Raw genomic sequence first — 15,524 nt, 5'->3', positions numbered from 1 at the left:
GTGGCGTTTTTGTTTGTATACTCTTTCTTTAGTCTTGGGGGAGGAAGCGATTGGGCAGGGGTTTTCAAAACATGCTGTGAATACGTCCCTGTACGCTTGGGCTCCGCCATCCATGGCTCCGCACAGTTTTGAAAACCCCTGCCCAATCGCTTCTTCCAGCTGTGGAGTAGACGAGTAGAAATTATGACCAACAAAAACACTCTTATTGCCTTTCTTGGCGTCGGGTTAATGGGCGGGCCCATGGTTCGGAACCTCCTGGACGCTGGATACAACCTGACGCTCTGGAACCGCACCGCCAGTAAGTGCGATTCGTTCAGCCGTGAAGCAACCGTGGCGGACTCACCGGAAGCCGCTGTTCGTGAGGCCGACATTGTGATCACCATGCTGGAGAACGGAGACGTGGTGGACAATGTGATGGTGGAGCAAGGCGGTATCGGAGCGCTGAAAACTGGAGCGGTCTATGTGGACATGAGTTCAGTCCAGCCATCGCTTGCCCGTCACCACGCCGAGTTAGCCGGGCAACGAGGCGCTGGCTATGTGGACGCGCCGGTTTCCGGTGGCACGGTCGGAGCCGAACAGGCGACCTTGAGCATTATGGCGGGCGGTTCCGAGGAGGATATTGCCCGGGTCCGGCCGGTTTTTGAGGCATTGGGCAAATGCACGCGAATCGGGCCGGTGGGGAGTGGGCAGTTGGCGAAGCTGGCGAATCAGGCCATAGTGGGAATTACCATCGGGGCGGTGTCTGAGGCATTGCTGCTGGCTGCTGAGGGCGGGGCGGATCCGGCGGCGGTGCGGGAAGCGCTGATGGGTGGCTTTGCCGGTAGTCGAATCCTGGAGCTGCACGGTCAGCGGATGATTGACCGGGATTTTGCTCCCGGTGCCCCGGCGCGGATTCAGTTGAAAGACTTGCGCATGATTCTGGATGAGGCCCGCGCAGAGGGGCTGACGTTGCCCCTGGCCCAGCAGGTTCACAATGGCTATCTCGGCCTGATTGCCAACGGTCACAGCGAGGTGGACCACAGTGGCCTGTTGCTGGAACTGGAACACCAGAATGGTGTGCTGATGGGCACATCCATCAAAAAACCAAAAGAGGGATAACCCATGCCAGCCTTTGCAGCAAACCTGTCGATGCTGTTCAACGAAGCGGAGTTTCAGGATCGGTTCCTTCTGGCGGCCGAAGCGGGTTTCAAGGGTGTGGAGTATCTGTTTCCCTATGCCTGGCCCGCTGAAGAGCTGAAGCAGGCGCTGGACGCCAATGGTCTGACTCAGGTTCTGTTCAACCTGCCGCCGGGAGACTGGGATGCCGGTGAGCGAGGCATTGCCTGCCTGCCGGATCGGGTTGAGGAGTTTCAGGCTGGCGTTGACAAGGCTATTCACTACGCCCGTATTCTGGGCTGCTCCCAGTTGAACTGCCTGGCGGGGCTCTGCCCGTCCAACCTGGATGAGGCCGAAGCCTGGAACACGCTGGTTGCCAATGTGGAATATGCGGCTGAGAAACTGGGGCAGGCTGGCATTACCCTTTGCCTGGAAGCCATCAATTCGCGGGTGGATATGCCCGGGTTCTTCCTGGATACCTCATCCCGGGTTATACAGGTGATTGAGGCAGTAGACGCTGACAATGTGAAGTTGCAATACGACATCTACCACATGCAGATCATGGAAGGGGACCTGATTCGCACAATGGAGTGTCTGCTGCCGTGGATCGCCCATATCCAGATCGCGGACAACCCTGGGCGTCACGAGCCCGGCACGGGAGAGATCCATTTTCCGAGGGTGTTTGAGGCACTGGATCGTATGGGGTACAAAGGCTGGGTGGGTGCCGAGTATCGGCCGGCCGGAACAACCACTGACAGTCTTGAATGGTTTCGCGCACGAGCGTGACCGTCGTAAATGGCGACACCCTCTTACAAGATCGTAACTGGCCGCCAATCAGCCATACTCGTACCCTAGCTGTTAATGTAATCCGCTATCAGGAGGACTTCCGGTGAAAGCGCTTGTCATTGAAGACGATCAAGATGTGGCGAATTACCTCGTCAAAGGGTTAAAGGAATCCGATTTTGTCGTGGATCACGCGGCGGACGGGAAAGACGGCATGATGATGGCCGCCAGCGAAGACTACGACATCATGATTGTTGACAGGATGCTGCCGGGGATGGACGGGCTGGCCATCGTCAAAACCGTGCGTGCCACCGGCAATCAGGTGCCCGTGCTGATTCTCAGCGCACTGGGAGACGTGGACGATCGAGTCGAAGGCCTGCGTGGCGGTGGTGATGACTACCTGACCAAGCCCTTTTCGTTTACCGAGCTGCTCGCCCGGATTGAATCCCTGGTGCGCCGCAACCGCCAGTCAACGGAGACGGAAACCGTGCTGCACGTGGCAGACCTGGAGATGGACCTGCTGGCCCGCACGGTCAAGCGCGCCGGCCAGAACATTGATGTCCAGCCCCGGGAATTCCGGCTGTTGGAGTACCTGATGCGTAACGCCGGGCAGGTGGTCACCCGTACCATGCTGCTGGAAAAAGTATGGGACTATCATTTCGATCCGCAGACCAATGTGATTGATGTTCACATCAGCCGTCTGCGGGCCAAGATAGACAAGGAATTCGAGACACCCCTGCTACAGACCATTCGTGGTGCCGGGTACATGCTTCGTGAAACTGCTTAGTCAGCTCAGAACTTCCTCCTTCCAGCTCGCTCTGCTTTACATGGTGGTGTTTGCCACCTCTGTGTTCCTGTTGCTCGCCTTTATCTACTGGCGTACAGCGGGGTTCATGACGGCTCAGACCGATGAAACCATCGAGGCGGAGATCGCCGGGTTGGCAGAGCAGTACCGTGGCAGCGGGGTGAATGGGCTGATCTCGATTATCCGCGAACGCGTGGCCCGGGATCCCAACGCCAAGTCCATCTATCTACTGACCACCGAAGATTTTCTCAAGCTCGCCGGCAATATCGATACCTGGCCCAAGGGCTCGCGGTCGGAAAGTGGATGGATCAACTTCACGCTGGACGAATCCGTTGGCTGGAGCGGCCCGGAACGGCTTGCCCGTGCCCGCATCTTTGAAGTGCAAGGCGGTCTGAGGCTGCTGGTGGGTCGGGATGTGGACGAGCTGACGAATCTCAAGCGGCTGATCGAGGGTGCCATCAACTGGGGTATGGGCATTACGCTCGCCCTTGCGCTGCTGGGCGGCTTTCTGATGAGTCGCAGTACGACCCGCAGAATCGAGGTTATCAACAACACCTCTCGACGCATCATGAACGGGCATCTCTCGCTAAGGATTCCCACCCGAGGCACCGACGACGATTTTGACCAGCTGGCGGAAAACCTGAACCAGATGCTGGACCGGATTGTGTACCTGATGGAAGGTATCCGGCACGTGTCCGACAGTATCGCCCATGACCTGAGAACACCGCTGACCCGGCTGCGTAATCAGCTGGAGAACACCTTGATGTCGGTGGATAACGACGAGGCCCGGGACCAGGCGGCCAGGGCCGTGGCGGAAGCGGATCAGCTGCTAGCAACCTTCAACGCGCTGCTGCGTATTGCCCGGCTGGAAACCCGCGGCAACAGCGCTGATATGAAGCCGGTGTCTCTCGGTGCCCTGGTGACCGACGCCTGCGAGCTCTACGAGGCGGTGGCGGAGGACAAGGACCAGCGTTTCGAGCAGTCCGTCGATAGTGATGTGTCCATCGAGGGCGACCGTGACTTGCTGTTCCAGATGGTCAGCAACCTGATCGATAATGCCATCAAGTACACTCCCGAGCATGGCTTGATCCGGGTCGAGGTACGCAAGGAAGGCGACAACGCCGTGTTCGAGGTGGGGGATAGCGGTATAGGCATTCCGGACAGCGAAAAGGATCAGGTCTTCCAGCGTTTCTACCGGGTGGGCAAAAGCCGGTCCTTGCCGGGAAATGGCTTGGGGCTGAGCCTGGTAAGCGCAGTGGCGGAAATTCATCAGGGCACCATCCGGCTCAGTGATCACCTGGATGATGCGGAGTTCCCGGGCCTGAAAGTCACCATCAGTATGCCGTCCTACTCCGCCAGCCGGAAGCGTCTGAGGGATACCCAGACACTTTCGTCAGCCGAAGCCGGAGACCCGTCTTCGTCAGCGGAGGCTAGAAGCCTTTGATCGATAAATTGGCGCTGGATCAGCTGGCGGACACGCCACGGAACTGATTGAACCGGCTCACCAGAGGCTTGATCAGCGGGTCAGTGCGAGTCTCAATGGCGGTCAGGACGCCTTCGATCTGTGAGCGGCGACGGTCAAATTTCGCCTGCAGGCTGTCCCACTCGCCTTCCAGGTGTTTCTGCTCCAGCATAATAAAGGCTGCCACGTTGTGCCGGTTCAGTTTGCCGGTGACGCCATACTGGTCCAGCTGGTAACCGATACGATCAAGGCCGTTCAGGGCGGTATCAAGCAGTTGTTTTGTGTTCATCGTAATCCCCATCAAAGAGTGACACATTGGTTCTGGCTTATTTGGCGGGAAGATACTGCGCGACTCTAGGCTGCGCAACCTAATACCGACTCTGTCCAAACCGTAACCCCAGAGCCACCCGGCGGTAAGGTGGCCTGTGCATAATGAGAGACTTAGACGTCGAGAGGGTAATTGGCTCTTGCGTCTTCCTCCAGCACAGCGCTAGTTTTACCCCGTGTTTACGGGGTTTTTTTATGTCCGAAGAAAGAGCAGATTATGGCCAGAACACGCTATATCACCGCAGAGGGCGAGCAGGCGCTTCGGGAGGAACTTCGTTTTCTCTGGAAAGAAAAGCGGCCGGAGGTCACACAGGCCGTACGTGAAGCCGCGGCGCTGGGCGATCGCTCGGAAAACGCAGAGTATATCTATGGCAAGAAACAGCTGCGTGAAATAGACCGGCGGATTCGGTTTCTGAGCAAACGCCTGGACGAACTCACGGTGGTTGACCGTTTGCCGGAAGACCGGGGTCGTGTATTTTTCGGCGCCTGGGTGACCATCGAGAACGACGATGGTTCCATGCACACCTATCGCCTGGTGGGGCCGGATGAATTCGATCTGTCCCGTGGTTATCTGAGTATCGACGCACCCATGGCCAGGGCACTGCTGGGCAAGCGGGTCGAGGATGAAGTCAGTGTTCGCACACCAGACGGATGGACCCAGACCGTCATAACACGCATCCACTACGACCCCCTGCCGCCGGTCCGGTAAGACCGCCGAACCCTTGCAATCCGACAAGTGAGGAATGTCACAAATCTGACGGTCGATCAGGTTTTTGGTAATGATTGACGCTAGACTGATCAAAAATTGTCAACCTGACGCGAAACCGTGCATAGGGCATTCGCGGACGTTCAGGCAGGACAGGGATTATAACAAGGCAAGTGTCATGGGCGGATTCGAAACAGCAAGAATAACGATCGGTGTGGCAGCCGTCGTGGTGGCGCTATCGCCACTGGTCGACGCACAAACCGGTGAAAACAGGGTCGAGGGTGGTGCGTTCAGCTATGAAGAGCGCTCCACCATTGAGACCATTCCCTTCCGGTCTCTGGAAGAAGACTCGTTGGCGGATACAGTGATTGAGGGTGGTCTGGAAGCACCCGCTGCGGGTGTTCCGGTTCGCCCGCTAACCGACGACGACTTCTACCTCGATCCCCTGGCTCTGCAGCCGCGGGACGACCGCACGGATCTTGGACGAAGTGAAATCCCGGTGGAATTCAACTTCAGTAACCCGAAGGTGATTCCGGGGCAGACCCACAGCAACCAGTACCAGATCGTGCCCCAGCCGCAGTCCAATCGCTACTACGACTCTTACAACTATACGACAACGCCGCGCTGAGCCGGTTCAGGCTGCGGCTACGGGCTTTGCCGTCTGATGCTCTGGGTCGGCTGTGTTCAGAACGTCCGAATACAGGAACGAAAGGGCTTGAGTGGCCTGATTAAGTCTCGCCCGGGACACTTTAACCCGAGCGGTCAGGTACTCCAGATACCTTTGGCGATCCCCGGCCTCCAGCAGTGACGGGTCTTTCAGATCGTGGAAGAGCACGAATCTTGAAATCCAGTGCAGATAGGTTTGTTCACAACGGTAGTTAAGCTTGTGCCGGCGGATGGCGGTGGTTACTCGCGCCACAAGGCCGGGCTGGGAGTGTTCCAGTGCCTGGGAGATTTCCATCGGAGAAAGCGTCCATGTCGATTGTTGTTGTTATGATGCGCGCATCTTATGACAAGGATTTTACGTCCGCAAAATTTCTTTCATGGAAATTGTAAACAGCCCGGCCAGCCGGGCTGTTCTGGGTAATTCGGATGGGGATTTACTTCAGGGCGTTGAGTTTTTCGATGTACTTCTGCATGGCTTCTTCGGATGAAGTGCCCTTGAGTTTTTCCCAGGCATCGAACTTGGCGCGGTTGACGAAATCCATCATGCCGGGCCGCTTTCCACTGACATCACCTTCGGTCGCCTGCTTGTAAAGAGCATAGAATTCCAGCTTGGTTTCATTGGATGGCTGAAAGTCGCCTTCAGCGTTCTGGATGTAGTTTACGGCTTCTTCGAATTGGGTCTTCAGGTCGCTCATGTCGGGTTCCTTGTGGTGACATTGGATCCGTAGTGTACGGTGGTTATGGAGTATAGCGAGACTCGCCCTGGACGCCAAAATGGCCAGAATGTCGATAGGTTGGCAATTTCTTGCCTCGGGTCTTTTTTTGCCCGGTGCTGGCCATTCTTTGCTTGAGTGCCAATAGATTCCTGTGTAAAGTTTCGTCCGTAACGTGCCAGGACGGTGCGTACAAAGGAATGTATGAACGCAGGTCGTATCAGGACTTGCCAATGGAGCACAGGGAGCAAGCGCATGTCTTCAAAAGACGGTTCCGTCGCGCCTAAAGAGCGCATCAATATCAAGTATGTCCCCGCCACAGGTGATCAGCAGGCAGAAACTGAACTGCCTCTGAAGATGTTTGTTGTCGGCGATTTCAAGGGACAACCCGAAGAAACCCCCATCGAAGAACGTAAGGCCATTTCTGTCGACAAGAACAATTTCCGTTCTGTGATGTCGGAAGCCGGTCTGACCCTCTCAACCACGGTCACCAACAAGCTGGAAGAAGAAGCTGACGAACTGTCGGTCAACCTTGAATTCCAGACTCTGGATGACTTTTCCCCGGACAGCATTTCCCGCCAGGTGCCTGAGCTGAAGAAGCTGATCGAGCTTCGCGAAGCGCTGGTTGCCCTGAAGGGCCCGCTGGGTAACGTCCCGTCGTTCCGGTCCAAGCTGCAGGAACTGCTGGACAACGACGATGCTCGCGACAAACTCCTCCAGGAGCTTGAGCTGGCCACGGACGAAAGCGGCGAATAAAACGGGCTCTTTGTCCAGACTCTGCCATTGACGGCAGATTTTCACTTTGTGTTTAAAACGTACTGAAGGGATGTGGTATGTCTGATACTGCTGAGCAGCAATCTGCTGCTTCTGAATCCGTCGCGGAAGGCTCTCTGCTGGACCAGGTAATGGCCAACAGCCGCATGGCTCCCGCTGATGAAGGCTACGATGTTGCCCGCCGTGGCGTCGCAACGTTTATCTCCAACCTGCTGAAAAGCGACGAGAAAGGCCAGCCGGTCAACAAGGCACTGGTCGACCAGATGGTGGTCGAGCTGGATCGCAAGATCAGCGCCCAGATGGATGAAATCCTGCACGCGCCCAAGCTGCAGGAACTGGAATCCTCCTGGCGCGGCCTGAAACTGATGGTCGACCGCACGGATTTCCGCGAAAACATCAAGGTGGACATTCTTCACGCCACCAAGACCGAACTGCTGGAAGACTTCGAGTTCGCACCGGACGTCACCCAGACCGGTTTCTACCAGCACATCTATTCCACGGAATACGGCCAGTTCGGCGGTGAGCCGGTTGGCGCGGTAGTGGGTAACTACGCGTTTACCCCGTCTACACCGGACATGAAGCTGCTGCAGTATGTATCGTCTGTCGGGGCGATGGCCCACGCGCCCTTCCTGTCCTCGGTTGCACCGTCGTTCTTCGGCGTCGACAGCTACCAGGAACTGCCGGCCATCAAGGAACTGAAAGCCGTTTTCGAAGGCCCAAAGTACGCCAAGTGGCGCTCCCTGCGTGAGTCGGAAGACGCCCGCTACCTGGGCCTGACGTCACCGCGCTTCCTGCTGCGAGTCCCCTACGACCCCACAGAAAACCCGGTGCGCAGCTTTAGCTACAAGGAAGACGTGTCCGGTGACCACGAGCATTACCTGTGGGGTAACACCGCCTACCTGCTGGCCACACGCCTGACCGAGAGCTTCGCCAAATACCGCTGGTGCCCGAACATCATCGGCCCGCAAAGCGGTGGCGCGGTGGAAGACCTGCCGGTTCATACCTTTGAATCTTTCGGCCAGCTGGAATCCAAGATTCCCACCGAGGTGCTGATCACCGACCGCCGCGAATACGAAATGGCCGACGAGGGCTTCATCTCCCTGACCATGCGCAAGGGCAGCGACAACGCCGCGTTCTTCTCCGCCAACTCGGTGCAGAAGCCCAAGCAGTTCCCGAACACCAAGGAAGGCAAGGAAGCGGAAACCAACTACAAGCTGGGTACCCAACTGCCTTACATGATGATCGTGAACCGCCTGGCGCACTACATCAAAGTGCTGCAGCGCGAGCAGATCGGCTCCTGGAAAGAGCGCCAGGACCTTGAGCGCGAGCTCAACACCTGGATTCGCCAGTACGTGGCCGATCAGGAAAACCCCCCGGCAGACGTCCGCAGCCGCCGCCCCCTCCGGGCTGCGCAGGTCACGGTGTCTGACGTTGAGGGCGATCCGGGCTGGTATCAGGTGTCGCTGGCGGTTCGTCCGCACTTCAAGTACATGGGTGCGAACTTCGAGCTGTCACTGGTTGGCCGACTGGACAAGGATTAATCCGTGTTCGGGAACGCCGATGACGGTGTTCGGGCCTCGGGCGGCAGTCTGTTCGAACGACTGGAAAAGGCTGCCGACCCGGCGGGGCAGAGCATGGGGGAAGTGACCCATGTGGTGGATTCCATCAAGCGCCATCTGGTTCGGTTGCTGAACGCCCATCCGGGCAACAGCCAGAGCGTGCCGGATCTTGGACTGGTGGATTTCAACGACGCCACGCTGGGTACCCATGACCTGAACATTCGTATTCGCGGCGCCATTCGGCAATGTATTGAAAAGTTCGAACCCCGCGTGAGCCGGGTGGATGTAATGGCGATGCCCCAGGGGCCGGACCCGTTGCAGCTTCGGTTCCAGGTGACGGTCTACCTGAGGGTGGGTTCGGAAGACGATAAAACGACCATTGATTTGTTATTGGATGACAAGCGCTACTACCGGGTGATGTGAAGAGGGATTTTGCGTCAACTGAAGTAGCTTGAAGACACGGATGAGAGCGGTGGTGCAGTCGGGCTTCCAAAAGTGTGCGGAGCCATGGATGGCGGAGCCCAAGCGCCCCAAGGATGGGCCGAAGGAGCGTCTTTTGGAAGCCCGACTGCACCGCCGCTCGGAGTCAGCGGGGAACGGCGATACCTTTTCTTACGGGAAAAAGAACTCGCTTCGCTCAGACACCTTTGTTCCCTACAGAAAAGGTATCGCCATTCCCCTCATCAGACATTGGTGCAGTAGTCTTTATGAAGTTGAATCGGTTTTACAGGGACGAACTCAGTTTTCTCAGATTGCAGGGCCGGGAGTTTGCCGATGCGCATCCTCAGCTGACCCGTTTTCTGTCTGAGCAGAGCACCGATCCGGACGTTGAACGACTGCTGGAAGGCTTTGCCTTTCTGACTGGCAAACTCCGCGAGAAGGTCGAGGACGAGTTTCCGGAACTGACCCATTCATTGCTGAACATGCTCTGGCCCAACTATCTGCGTCCGGTTCCCAGTTGCACCATCATGCGTTTTGATCCCCAGCTTCATGCGATCAGCGAGCGCCAGCGGGTCGAGCGCCATACTGAAATCAAAAGCCGCCCACTAGGCGACGCCAGCCGCCAGACCCAGTGCCGGTTTCGCACCTGCCGGGCGGTGGATGTGTTCCCATTGACGGTTGCGGATGCCCACGCCGAGCACTCCCGGGAAGTGTCTTCAGTGACCGTGGATTTAGCCTTGCATACAGACCAGCCGCTGTCCTCTATTGGACTGGAATCGCTGCGCTTCTACCTGGGTGGCGAGAATCACATCGGCGAGACGCTCTACCTGTGGCTGAACCACTACCTGCAGAAAGTGGAGCTTACGGTTGGGGATTCGACTTATTCCATTCCCTCCAGCCTGTTGCAACCCGTCGGTTTCGCCAACGACGAAACGCTCCTGCCCTATCCCAAGAACGCCTACCCGGGCTACCGGATACTGCAGGAATACCTGAGCTTTCCCGAGGCGTTCCGGTTCGTTGATCTGCAGGGCCTGGCGCCAAGACTGCCAGCGATTCAGGCGGACGAAATCAGCCTGCGATTCCATTTCAGCCGCATTCTGCCGCCAGATGTGAAAATCCGGGCAGAGAATTTCCAGCTGTACTGCACGCCAGCGATCAATCTGTTCACCCATGAGGCGGACCCGGTGGACCTGAATGGCCGCCAGACCGAATATCGCATCACGCCTTCCAGCCGTTCGCCGGAGCACTATGAAGTGTTCAATATCGAGCAGGTGGAAGGCTGGCTGGAAGGCCGCTCCGGGCTGGGGGAACCGCGGATCTACACTGCGTTCGAGAGTTTTCAGCATGAAGTCGAGCGGGAGCGTGGTCGCAAGGCGCTGTATTACCGGGTTAAGGCCCGGGACAGCGTTCGTGGTGACGGTTTTGATCACTACATCTCGTTTGTGCGGGGCGATGAGTCCGAGTGCATGAACCGCCAGGAGGCGGTGTCGCTCACCCTGACCTGCACCAACCGGCAGCTGCCCCACCAGTTGGCGGTGGGGGAGATCTCCATGGCCACGGAAAGCACGCCGGCGTTTGCGTCCTTCAGCAACATTACGCGACCGACTCACACACTGCGGCCAACGCTGGACGGCAGTCTGTTGTGGACGCTGATCTCGAACCTGTCACTGAATTATCTGTCGCTGTTGGACGTGGATGCCTTGCGCACCGTTCTGCGGGTCTATGACTTCCGCGCACTGGTGGATCGCCAGGCGGAGCGGATTTCCCAGAAGCGGCTAGCGGGTATCCTGAATATTGAAACCAACCCGGTGGACCGGATGATCAAGGGGCTGCCGGTGCGCGGGATTCGCTCGGTGATGAAGCTGGACCAACAGTCGTTTGCCTCGGAAGGCGACCTGTACATGTTTGGCACGGTGCTCAGCCAGTTCTTTGCGCTCTACGCCAGTATCAACGCATTTCACCACCTGGAAGTGGTGAACGAAGACAACCAGGAACGGTACACATGGACGTTACAGCAAGGGCAACAGCCCCTGATGTAGCCGAACTGCAGCCCGTTTTGGGCAATGCACGGCGCTACAACTTTTTCCAGTTGGTGGACCTGATTCACCGGCACCACGGTGATGATCTGGAGCGGTCCCAGGACCAACAGCCGCAACAGGAGCGCATCCGCTTTTCCGCCTCTGCCGGGCTGGGCTTTCCCGGTAGCGACGTGGTCTCGGCGGCGTCGCCGGAGCATGAGCACGCGCCTTACCAGCTGGAAGTCAGCTTTCTGGGACTGCACGGTTCACAGTCCCCACTGCCCGGTTACTACCTGGAAGATCTGGCCTGGGAAGCCGGGCAGAACCTGGGGATTCGCCGGCATTTCCTGGATTTCTTCAATCACCGGCTGGTGACGCTGTTTCATCGGGCCTGGCGCAAATATCGCTATTACGTGAGGTTCCGGCCGGAAGCGTCTGATGGCTTCTCCGATCATATTTTTGCCCTGGTCGGCCTCAGCGATCCGAAATTGCGCCAGGCCACGCCGGTCAACTGGTCAAAAATGCTGGCCTATGCCGGACTGATGGCCGGTCGCAGCCGGTCGCCGGAAGTGGTTAGCGGGATTATCGGTCACTGCTTCGATCTGGACAGTGTGGAAATCGAGCAGTGGGTGCTGCGGCAGGTGGAAATCCCCGGGGACCAGCAGACCCGTTTGGGCCGAGCCAACGCTTCTCTGGGCAACGATACCCTGGTGGGCTCTGCCATTCGCGATCGCAGCGGAAAGTTTGTTCTGCGGATTCGCAATCTCGACCGTCACCGCTTTGCTGATTTTCTGCCCGATGGTCAGGAGCACGAGCGGCTGGTGAAACTGGTGGAATTCGTGACCCGCGAGCAACTGGCCTATGACCTGGAACTTCAGATGCGGGAAAAGGACGTCCGGCCCATGGAGCTGGGCAAGGATGTGCGGCTCGGCTGGAACTCCTTCGTGACGCCGGAAAAGGCCAGCGAGCTTCCGGTTGTAAGCCTGCAGATTCGCCGCTAACAAGGATTAAAGGACATGGAACATCAAGCGAACCACAATCTGAAGCTGGTGGTCAGTAACCCCACCCAGGTTGCCAGCGGTTCAACCCGGGAGCACATATTCGGCGTGGCCGGCGGCTCCATCGGCAGTGCCGAAAGCGATACCTGGCGGCTGTCGTCCCACCGCACCGGTGCTGCTCACGGCCACGCCGAGGTGCGATTTGTGGATGGTGTTTTCTGCCTGATCGACCGCAGCGGCCGCACCTACATCAACAGCGCAACCCAGCCGGTAGGCCGGGGTCGGCGGGCGCGCCTGAAAAGCGGTGATGTGATCACGGTTGGCCGCTATCAGCTCCGGGCCGAGGTGTTTGACCGGCCCCAGGCAGCGGCCGGACTGGACGAAGAGCGCGAGGATCTGTCTCTGGTGGATGTCGAAGAAGGGGATCTGGTGCGGGCAGAAAACCGGCAGGCCCGGGTGGTCGGAGATGAGCCCATGCAGGAACTGAAAGCCGCACCGGGCGAAGCGATCAGTGAGGACCCGATGCAGGCCTGGCGCACAGTCGTTAAAGGGGAAGAGTCGGCCCAAAGCCAGCAGGCGACCAGCACCGCCGTGGTCACCGACGAATACAGGGAAAACCGGGATGTGGCCATCGGGCTGCCCATCCGCCAGGGAGGTAAAAACAGGATGTCGGATAACAGAAGCAGGGCGGGGGAGACAGACTCGCCGGACCAGAGCCGCAATCACATCAGCGGTGCGCCGTTGATGCGAGGTATGGAAAGCCACCTGTCCTTTGAGGACAGCGACGATCTCAGACTGTTCCTGGAGGAAGCGGGGCAGACACTCAAGGCGACTGTAGAAGGCCTGCTGGAATTGCACCAGGGTGAGGACAGCCGTCATCAGGCCCTTCGCACCCGCCTGCAGCCCATTGAGGATAACCCACTGCGCCTGGGAGGTGATTACAGCGATACGGTCCAGACCCTGTTCGCCAGTCAGCGCAGCCCGGTGCACCTGTCGGCGCCGGCCGCAGTCAGTGAAAGTCTGCGCGGCCTTCACCATCACCAGCTGGCCACCCGGGCCGCCATCAGTGAAGGGCTTGACGCCATTCTTCACGCGTTTTCGCCCCAGGCGCTGCTGCGCCGCTTTCACGGTTATCGCCGCGGGCTGAAAACCAGCGAGCCCGAGGGTAGCTGGGCCTGGGAAATGTACCAGCACTATTACCAGGAGTTGAGTTCCAGCCGACAGCAGGGATTCGAACGCCTTTTTCAGGAGGTCTTTGAGCAGGCCTACGACCAACAACTGCGCCAATTACAGAGGGAAGATCTGTCATGAAGTACTGCAAATGGAGTTTGCTGGTTGTCATTCTCTTCATCGTGGGGTGCAGCACACCCTATAACGCGGTAACCAAAACCGCGAAAGTGATGTGGGACCCGGACATCCCCGTTGGCTATCCGGAAGACCTGCCGAGCCGGGTGGACCTGACCATGGTGGCCGAGCCGGATGTGAACCCGAACGAGTCGCTGGCTCCCACGCCCATCGCCTTCCAGATCATCGAGATGCGGGACAGCTCGCGCCTGATGGCGGCGGACTTTGATCAGCTGCTGGGCGAGCTGGAACCTTCACTGGGCCGCAACTACATCGATCACAGTGATTACACTCTGGTGCCGGGGCAGTTCAAGTTTATCGAGCCTTTTGAAATCTCCAACGAGACCCGGTTCATTGGCGTGATTGCCTTTTACGCCTACCCCAACCTGTCCCAGTGGAAGAAGGTGGTGAAGGTAGATCCAATCGGCGGGCAGTACCACCTGTTGGTCAATCTGCGCGACCGTGAAGTTCAACTCAGAAGGTCGGATGAATCCTGATGTCTGCAACCAATAGAGTAGTCTGGAGTGACGGCCTGTTTATCAAGCCGCAGCATTTTCAGCAGCAACAGCGATACCTGGAACACCAGATCAACGAACGTGCCCTGGCGGTATCGGATTATCTCTATGGCTTCAGTGACCTGCAGCTGAACGCCGAATACCTGAGCTTCGGCCGGGTAGGGCTGGTCCGCGCCAGCGGCCTGTTTCCGGACGGTACGCGCTTCTGTCTGCCGGAAGATGACGTGATGCCGGAGCCGATGGAAATTACCGACGCGTCGGTGGCCAATCAGGTGGTGTATCTGGCCCTGCCCCTGGGCAGCGAGAGCCTGGCGGAAGTGGAATGGCCGGAAGCGGCGATTGCCGGGCGCTTTCGTGCACAGAGCGCGGAAGTGCGGGACCTGCATTCTATTGACGGTGACTCCCACGCCATTGACGTGGCCCGGGTGGCTCCGCGGTTGATGCTGGAGCGGGAAGACCGCAGCGCATACGCGGCACTGGCTGTCGGCCGGATTCTGGAGAAACGCCCCGATGGCAGCCTGGTGATGGACCCGAATTTCGTGCCCACCATGCTCAGCGTTCGCGCCGCCCCGCGTTTGCAGCGGTTCGTCGGCGAAATGGCAGGTCTGATGCGTGAACGTGCGAAAAATATCGCCGAACGTGTAGGTGCGCCGGGTCAGGGCGGTGTTGCAGACGTTGCCGATTTCATGCTGCTGCAGATGCTGAATCGGGCACACCCCAAGTTCATGCATCTGGCCAGGTTGCGTCAGCTGCATCCGGAACGCCTTTATGAGGCCCTGCTGGAGCTGTGTGGTGAACTGGTCACCTTTACCGACGAGAACCGCCTGCCTCAGGAGTTCACCCCCTACGATCACGATCTGCCTGAAGACAGCTTTACGCCGCTGATGCAGGTGCTGAGACAGTCACTTAGTACCGTGCTGGAGCCGCGGGCGCTGGCCATCCAGCTGCAGCAGCGCCAGTACGGGCTGACTGTTGCGCCGATTCAGGATGCGCAGCTGATCGGCAACGCCGAATTCATCCTGGCGGTGAAGGCCGATATGCCACTGGACGACCTTCGTAAGCAATTCACCCAGCAGTGCAAGGTGGCGTCGACCGAGAAGATCCGCGATCTCATCAGCCTGCAGTTGCCGGGCGTTCCACTGACGCCCCTGCCGGTGGCGCCCCGCCAGCTGCCTTACCATGCCGGGTTCGTGTATTTCCGGCTGGACGATCAGAGCCAGGCCTGGCAGATGCTGGACAACGCAAGTGGTTTCGCCTTCCACGTGGCCGGCAGCTTCCCGGGAATGGAAATGCAGTTCTGGGCAATCAGGAGCTAAAT

Annotated in this window: 17 protein-coding genes; 14 read left to right on the top strand and 3 right to left on the bottom strand. The window is 58.3% G+C overall.

Annotation, left to right across the window (positions count from 1 at the left end; translation table 11 throughout):
- Positions 1-183: 183 nt before the first annotated feature.
- The 4 genes from FPL19_RS06275 (at position 184) to FPL19_RS06260 (ending at position 4,127) form a co-directional block, all read left to right on the top strand.
- Positions 184-1,098 carry an NAD(P)-dependent oxidoreductase gene (locus tag FPL19_RS06275; RefSeq protein WP_150911608.1) on the top strand — a complete coding sequence of 305 codons (915 nt, stop codon included), beginning with the start codon at positions 184-186 and terminating at the stop codon, positions 1,096-1,098.
- 3 nt (positions 1,099-1,101) lie between these two features.
- Positions 1,102-1,881 (top strand): hydroxypyruvate isomerase, encoded by a 780-nt coding sequence (hyi, locus tag FPL19_RS06270; RefSeq protein ID WP_150911607.1) that lies wholly within the window; start codon positions 1,102-1,104, stop codon positions 1,879-1,881.
- Between the two features lie 103 nt (positions 1,882-1,984).
- Positions 1,985-2,665 carry a winged helix-turn-helix domain-containing protein gene (locus FPL19_RS06265; protein WP_150911606.1) on the top strand — a complete coding sequence of 227 codons (681 nt, stop codon included), beginning with the start codon at positions 1,985-1,987 and terminating at the stop codon, positions 2,663-2,665.
- Complete coding sequence (locus FPL19_RS06260; RefSeq protein ID WP_150911605.1) at positions 2,652-4,127, top strand: sensor histidine kinase; 1,476 nt, start codon at positions 2,652-2,654, stop codon at positions 4,125-4,127. Before FPL19_RS06265 ends, FPL19_RS06260 begins: the two co-directional genes overlap by 14 nt.
- 19 nt (positions 4,128-4,146) lie before the next feature.
- Here the strand turns inward: FPL19_RS06260 and FPL19_RS06255 are convergent, their stop codons facing one another.
- Positions 4,147-4,434 (bottom strand): hypothetical protein, encoded by a 288-nt coding sequence (locus FPL19_RS06255; RefSeq protein ID WP_150911604.1) that lies wholly within the window; start codon positions 4,432-4,434, stop codon positions 4,147-4,149.
- A gap of 255 nt (positions 4,435-4,689) precedes the next feature.
- Between FPL19_RS06255 and greB the strand changes: the two genes are divergently transcribed.
- Both greB and FPL19_RS06245 read left to right on the top strand, forming a co-directional pair.
- A complete protein-coding gene (greB, locus tag FPL19_RS06250; RefSeq protein ID WP_150911603.1) occupies positions 4,690-5,181 on the top strand; it encodes a transcription elongation factor GreB in 492 nt (163 codons plus the stop codon).
- A gap of 175 nt (positions 5,182-5,356) precedes the next feature.
- The gene (locus tag FPL19_RS06245) at positions 5,357-5,806 is read left to right on the top strand and encodes a hypothetical protein (RefSeq protein ID WP_150911602.1); all 450 of its coding nucleotides are present in this window, start codon (positions 5,357-5,359) and stop codon (positions 5,804-5,806) included.
- Between the two features lie 6 nt (positions 5,807-5,812).
- Here FPL19_RS06245 and FPL19_RS06240 read toward each other — a convergent pair whose 3' ends face one another.
- Complete coding sequence (locus tag FPL19_RS06240) at positions 5,813-6,139, bottom strand: site-specific integrase (protein WP_150911601.1); 327 nt, start codon at positions 6,137-6,139, stop codon at positions 5,813-5,815.
- Between the two features lie 139 nt (positions 6,140-6,278).
- Positions 6,279-6,539 carry an acyl-CoA-binding protein gene (locus FPL19_RS06235; RefSeq protein WP_150911600.1) on the bottom strand — a complete coding sequence of 87 codons (261 nt, stop codon included), beginning with the start codon at positions 6,537-6,539 and terminating at the stop codon, positions 6,279-6,281.
- 273 nt (positions 6,540-6,812) lie between these two features.
- On the opposite strand from FPL19_RS06235, the gene tssB reads away from it, so the two are divergent.
- From tssB to tssK, 8 genes are all read left to right on the top strand, one after another.
- Positions 6,813-7,313: a type VI secretion system contractile sheath small subunit gene (gene tssB, locus FPL19_RS06230; RefSeq protein ID WP_150911599.1), complete on the top strand. Its 501-nt coding sequence runs from the start codon at positions 6,813-6,815 to the stop codon at positions 7,311-7,313.
- Positions 7,314-7,390: 77 nt separating this feature from the next.
- Positions 7,391-8,872, top strand: coding sequence for a type VI secretion system contractile sheath large subunit (tssC, locus tag FPL19_RS06225; protein ID WP_150911598.1), 1,482 nt, complete (start codon positions 7,391-7,393; stop codon positions 8,870-8,872).
- A gap of 3 nt (positions 8,873-8,875) precedes the next feature.
- Entirely contained in the window at positions 8,876-9,313 is a 438-nt protein-coding gene (tssE, locus tag FPL19_RS06220; RefSeq protein ID WP_150911597.1) for a type VI secretion system baseplate subunit TssE, read from the top strand.
- A gap of 284 nt (positions 9,314-9,597) precedes the next feature.
- On the top strand, positions 9,598-11,370 hold the full coding sequence (gene tssF, locus FPL19_RS06215) for a type VI secretion system baseplate subunit TssF (protein WP_150911596.1): 1,773 nt from the start codon (positions 9,598-9,600) through the stop codon (positions 11,368-11,370).
- Complete coding sequence (gene tssG / locus FPL19_RS06210; RefSeq protein ID WP_150911595.1) at positions 11,334-12,350, top strand: type VI secretion system baseplate subunit TssG; 1,017 nt, start codon at positions 11,334-11,336, stop codon at positions 12,348-12,350. Before tssF ends, tssG begins: the two co-directional genes overlap by 37 nt.
- Before the next feature lie 15 nt (positions 12,351-12,365).
- Positions 12,366-13,658 carry a type VI secretion system-associated FHA domain protein TagH gene (tagH, locus tag FPL19_RS06205; RefSeq protein WP_150911594.1) on the top strand — a complete coding sequence of 431 codons (1,293 nt, stop codon included), beginning with the start codon at positions 12,366-12,368 and terminating at the stop codon, positions 13,656-13,658.
- Positions 13,655-14,188 (top strand): type VI secretion system lipoprotein TssJ, encoded by a 534-nt coding sequence (gene tssJ / locus FPL19_RS06200; protein WP_150911593.1) that lies wholly within the window; start codon positions 13,655-13,657, stop codon positions 14,186-14,188. Before tagH ends, tssJ begins: the two co-directional genes overlap by 4 nt.
- Entirely contained in the window at positions 14,188-15,522 is a 1,335-nt protein-coding gene (gene tssK / locus FPL19_RS06195; RefSeq protein ID WP_150911592.1) for a type VI secretion system baseplate subunit TssK, read from the top strand. Before tssJ ends, tssK begins: the two co-directional genes overlap by 1 nt.
- Positions 15,523-15,524: the final 2 nt, after the last annotated feature.

It is taken from the genome of Marinobacter halotolerans, assembly GCF_008795985.1.
Lineage (GTDB): Bacteria > Pseudomonadota > Gammaproteobacteria > Pseudomonadales > Oleiphilaceae > Marinobacter > Marinobacter halotolerans.
The sequence above is the reverse complement of the archived record's forward strand: the minus strand, read 5'-3'. Positions and strand labels throughout refer to the sequence as shown.

Coding starts and splice junctions, on each gene's coding strand:
- FPL19_RS06235 (WP_150911600.1), bottom strand. CDS start 6,539: ATGAGCGACCTGAAGACCCAATTCGAAGAAGCCGTAAACTACATCCAG.
- tssF (WP_150911596.1), top strand. CDS start 9,598: ATGAAGTTGAATCGGTTTTACAGGGACGAACTCAGTTTTCTCAGATTG.
- tssG (WP_150911595.1), top strand. CDS start 11,334: ATGGACGTTACAGCAAGGGCAACAGCCCCTGATGTAGCCGAACTGCAG.
- tssC (WP_150911598.1), top strand. CDS start 7,391: ATGTCTGATACTGCTGAGCAGCAATCTGCTGCTTCTGAATCCGTCGCG.
- FPL19_RS06240 (WP_150911601.1), bottom strand. CDS start 6,139: ATGGAAATCTCCCAGGCACTGGAACACTCCCAGCCCGGCCTTGTGGCG.
- greB (WP_150911603.1), top strand. CDS start 4,690: ATGGCCAGAACACGCTATATCACCGCAGAGGGCGAGCAGGCGCTTCGG.
- hyi (WP_150911607.1), top strand. CDS start 1,102: ATGCCAGCCTTTGCAGCAAACCTGTCGATGCTGTTCAACGAAGCGGAG.
- tssJ (WP_150911593.1), top strand. CDS start 13,655: ATGAAGTACTGCAAATGGAGTTTGCTGGTTGTCATTCTCTTCATCGTG.
- FPL19_RS06255 (WP_150911604.1), bottom strand. CDS start 4,434: ATGAACACAAAACAACTGCTTGATACCGCCCTGAACGGCCTTGATCGT.
- tssK (WP_150911592.1), top strand. CDS start 14,188: ATGTCTGCAACCAATAGAGTAGTCTGGAGTGACGGCCTGTTTATCAAG.
- FPL19_RS06275 (WP_150911608.1), top strand. CDS start 184: ATGACCAACAAAAACACTCTTATTGCCTTTCTTGGCGTCGGGTTAATG.
- tssB (WP_150911599.1), top strand. CDS start 6,813: ATGTCTTCAAAAGACGGTTCCGTCGCGCCTAAAGAGCGCATCAATATC.
- tagH (WP_150911594.1), top strand. CDS start 12,366: ATGGAACATCAAGCGAACCACAATCTGAAGCTGGTGGTCAGTAACCCC.
- FPL19_RS06245 (WP_150911602.1), top strand. CDS start 5,357: ATGGGCGGATTCGAAACAGCAAGAATAACGATCGGTGTGGCAGCCGTC.